2 protein-coding genes are annotated in these 3,704 nt (G+C 58.0%); both read left to right on the top strand.

The window, feature by feature from the left end:
* The first annotated feature begins 559 nt into the window (after positions 1-559).
* On the top strand, positions 560-1,705 hold the full coding sequence (locus GBM95_RS11255) for an MFS transporter (RefSeq protein ID WP_152159182.1): 1,146 nt from the start codon (positions 560-562) through the stop codon (positions 1,703-1,705).
* 207 nt (positions 1,706-1,912) lie between these two features.
* Positions 1,913-3,334, top strand: a complete 1,422-nt coding sequence (gene hydG, locus GBM95_RS11250) for a [FeFe] hydrogenase H-cluster radical SAM maturase HydG (RefSeq protein WP_152159181.1) — start codon at positions 1,913-1,915, stop codon at positions 3,332-3,334.
* The last annotated feature ends 370 nt before the right edge of the window (positions 3,335-3,704 follow it).

Genomic DNA, 3,704 nt, shown 5'->3' with positions numbered 1-3,704 from the left:
GTTGCCGTTTTTAAGCTACCTCTGGGTAGGGAGTAGAAAAACGCTGGAAGTTGACGTCCTACCGAGAGTCTCATTGATTTTGTATTCATTTTCCCCCTTTCAAAACTCATTACTAAGAGGGTAAACCCCTATCAGCATATTGTCCTTTGTCTTAAGATCACTCCCCTTTTGAATTGACTTTCCGGCTGACGGCTAAAAGCGACAGACCTTCTGCGCCTCCCAATATCAATTTAAAAATTTCCCGATGCTTTTTTGCCACGCCGCCTGATCCGATTTTCCTGAAGGAACGCCCGATGTGTTCCCGCGAAGATCTTTTTTTTCTCTCAGACCGGAACCGTGCCCGGATCAATTACCCAATCCGCCCCTCAATTCGCGCCGGACGCCTGCTGCTCAGGTTGCTAAAAATGATTCTCCGGCGTTAACCTCAAAAGAATCTCTCTCCGACTCTTGATCAGTTTTTCCCCGCTTTGCCGAACGCCCATCTTCCTTTTTCCCAGCGCTGCTGCCGCTTCTGAAGGTTCTCCTCATACCGCTCTCGCTCCATTCCTGCGCGACCGGCATGCGCTTTACGGCAACGCTCGATGCGCTCTCGCGAGGAGCCGGCCCCTTTGAAACCGGCGCAATGCTCGCCTGCATCTCTCTCTTTCCTGCCTTCTTTGCAGTCAAGGTGGGGCGCTGGCTCGACAGCGCCGGCCCCCGCGCGCCCATTCACGCCGCACTTTTTGCCGCCGCCGAGTCCGGGCTCGCCGCGCTTTTTCTCCCGAACGCTCTCTTCGGCATCTTCTCGCTCTTCATCGCCTGCCTCCTGACCGGTCTCGCCTTCATGCTGATGAATACGGTGACTCAGCGCCTGACCGGGGACGTCTGCCGCCCCGGCGACCGGCAGACCGCATTCACGGCTCTCTCTCTCGTTACCGCGTCGAGCAATCTCGCAACGCCGGTCGCCGCCGGGTATGTGATTGAACACTTCTCCTTCAGCGCCTTCTACATCTGGTGCCTCATCGCACCCGTCATTCTCGCCACGATTCTGAGCCTTCCCTTCATGCGCGGGCTTCTCGTCAAGCGCGACAGAATGCGGGCAAAGAAGACGGAAGGAGAGAAAAGCACGGGCTCGTCCCTCGACTTTTTCCGCGACCCGCCGATGCGCGCCGTGCTGCTTGCCTCCGTCGTCATCTCCGTCGCCTGGGAAGTGGGAAACCTCCTCATCCCGGTCTATGCCAATGAAGCCGGGCTTGCCCCCTCTGAAATCGGCTGGGTGCTCGGGAGCTTCGCATGCGCCACCTTCGTGGTGCGGCTCCTGATGCCCATGCTTCTCAAGGTTCTTGAGGAATGGCACCTCATCGCAATGACGCTTCTTGTGAGCGCCGTCGCCTTTGCGCTCTTTCCCTTCTTCCATACGCTCTTTCCCCTCATGTGCGCGGCGTTTCTTCTCGGTCTCGGGCTCGGCGCGTCGCTTCCCAACATGATGTCGCTCGTCTACCGGTTTGCGCCCGGAAACCGGATCGGCGAAGCCATCGGCTTCCGCCTCATGCTCATCAATTCCGGAAAATCCGCATTCCCCGTCATTGCGGGCGCCATCGGCTCCGTAATCGGTGCGGGCGCGTCGCTCTTCGGGCTTGCCGTCTTTACGGGCGGAGGCTTTCTTTTTGCGGTTTATTCCGCCGGAGCCGTCTTCTCCCGCATGAAGGAGCTCGACGGCGAATAGGCTCAGCACTATCCCCGGGTGAAAAGAAAGGATCGTGCACCCGGGTGTCATCAAAAACCCGGACGCGGAAAGCGGGCGAAATCTTTATCATGAGCGCATTCGACAAAGCCGAGGGCGCTCGCTCTAAGACGCCCGCATATGACAGTGATCCCCGAAGCATCATTTTTGAGCTTCTGGCTTCCTGTCATTTCAGCCCAAAAAATTTTTATGTACGATCCCAAATCACGCCGCGCGGATGAATTCATCTGCCGGGAAGAAATTGAAGACACCCTCAGGTGGGCGGAGGAGCATAAGTCCGACCGTCCGCTTCTGGAGTCGCTCCTTGAAAAGGCAAAGACCGCCAAGGGCCTCACCCATCGCGAGGCGGCCGCGCTCCTTTTCTGCGACCAGCAGGATCTGAACGACGAGATCTTCCGCATCGCCCGCGATGTGAAGGAAAAGATTTACGGCGCGCGCATCGTGCTCTTCGCGCCCCTTTATCTCTCGAACTACTGCGTCAACACCTGCACCTACTGCCCGTATCACGCGAAGAACAAGAACATTGTCCGCAAGAAGCTCACGCAGGAAGAAATCCGAAATGAAGTGATTGCGCTGCAGGACCTCGGCCACAAGCGTCTGCTCCTCGAAGCCGGCGAGCACCCGAAGTACAACCCGATCGAATACATTCTCGAATCCATCAAGACCATCTATTCGATCCAGCACAAGAACGGCAAGATCCGCCGCCTCAACGTCAATATTGCGGCGACGACCGTTGAAAACTACCGCAAGCTCCACGAGGCCGAAATCGGCACGTACCAGCTTTTCCAGGAAACGTACCATCCGGACGAATACAAGAAGCTTCATCCGAAGGGACCGAAGGCGGACTACGCGTGGCACACCGAAGCGCATGACCGCGCCATGGAAGGCGGCATCGACGACGTGGGTCTCGGCGTGCTTTTCGGCCTCACGCTCTACAAGTACGACTTCGTCGGCCTCCTCATGCATGCCGAACATCTCGAAGCCGTCTGGGGCGTCGGTCCGCACACGATTTCCGTGCCGCGCATCTGCCCGGCGGACGACATCGACCCGCATTCGTTCTCGAATGCCGTCCCCGACGACATCTTCCTCAAGATCGTCGCGCTCATTCGTCTCGCTGTTCCCTACACCGGCATGATCATGTCGACGCGCGAAAGCGCCCGCACCCGCGAAGCGGCTCTGAAGCTCGGCATCTCCCAGATTTCCGGGGGTTCGCGCACGTCGGTCGGCGGCTACACGATCCGCGACATCCGCGACATTGAGAATTCCGCGCAGTTCGAAACGAACGACCGCCGTTCGCTCGACGAAGTGGTGCGCTGGCTCCTCGAGAACCACTATCTCCCGAGCTTCTGCACGGCCTGCTACCGCGCCGGCCGCACGGGCGACCGCTTCATGGAATTTGCGAAGAACGGCGCCATTGCGGACTACTGCCAGGCCAACGCCATCCTCACGATGAAGGAGTATCTCTGCGACTACGCGACGGAGAAGACCCGCACTGAGGGCGAGGCCGTCATCCGCCTCGAGCTCCCGAAGGTGAAGAACGAGAAGTTCCGCAACGCGAGCGTGAAGCGCCTCGAGCGCATTGCCGAAGGCGAACGCGACTTCCGCTTCTGATGCCCGTTTTCTGAACTCTTCCCGGGCCGGCTGTCGAATGCCCGGGACGCGTTCGGAATCAGGTTTACGCATTAAAGGACACCGCCGGTTTCTGAAATCCAGCAGCCGGCGGTGTTTTTTTTCTCCTGCGAAGTGCCTCCTGACTGCCCGGGCTTCGCCAGGACCTAAGCGTCGAACCTTACGGAGAGCGCGGTTTCTGCTTCTTGTAGCTTTTCCAGACTTCTCCGGGCAGGCTGCTGAATGCCCGTGATGAGGCCGGAATCAACTTTACGCATTATTAACAAAGGTATTTAATAGTTGACGGATGGTGCTGTGTGGCGCTTGGGGTCAGGCCGCCTGTGCATAGAGGGTACTCTCATTCGTAAAACAG

The organism is Sutterella seckii, assembly GCF_009183815.1.
Classification (GTDB): domain Bacteria; phylum Pseudomonadota; class Gammaproteobacteria; order Burkholderiales; family Burkholderiaceae_F; genus Sutterella; species Sutterella seckii.
Note: the sequence above shows the minus strand (reverse complement) of the source record. Positions and strands in the feature narration are given on the sequence as shown.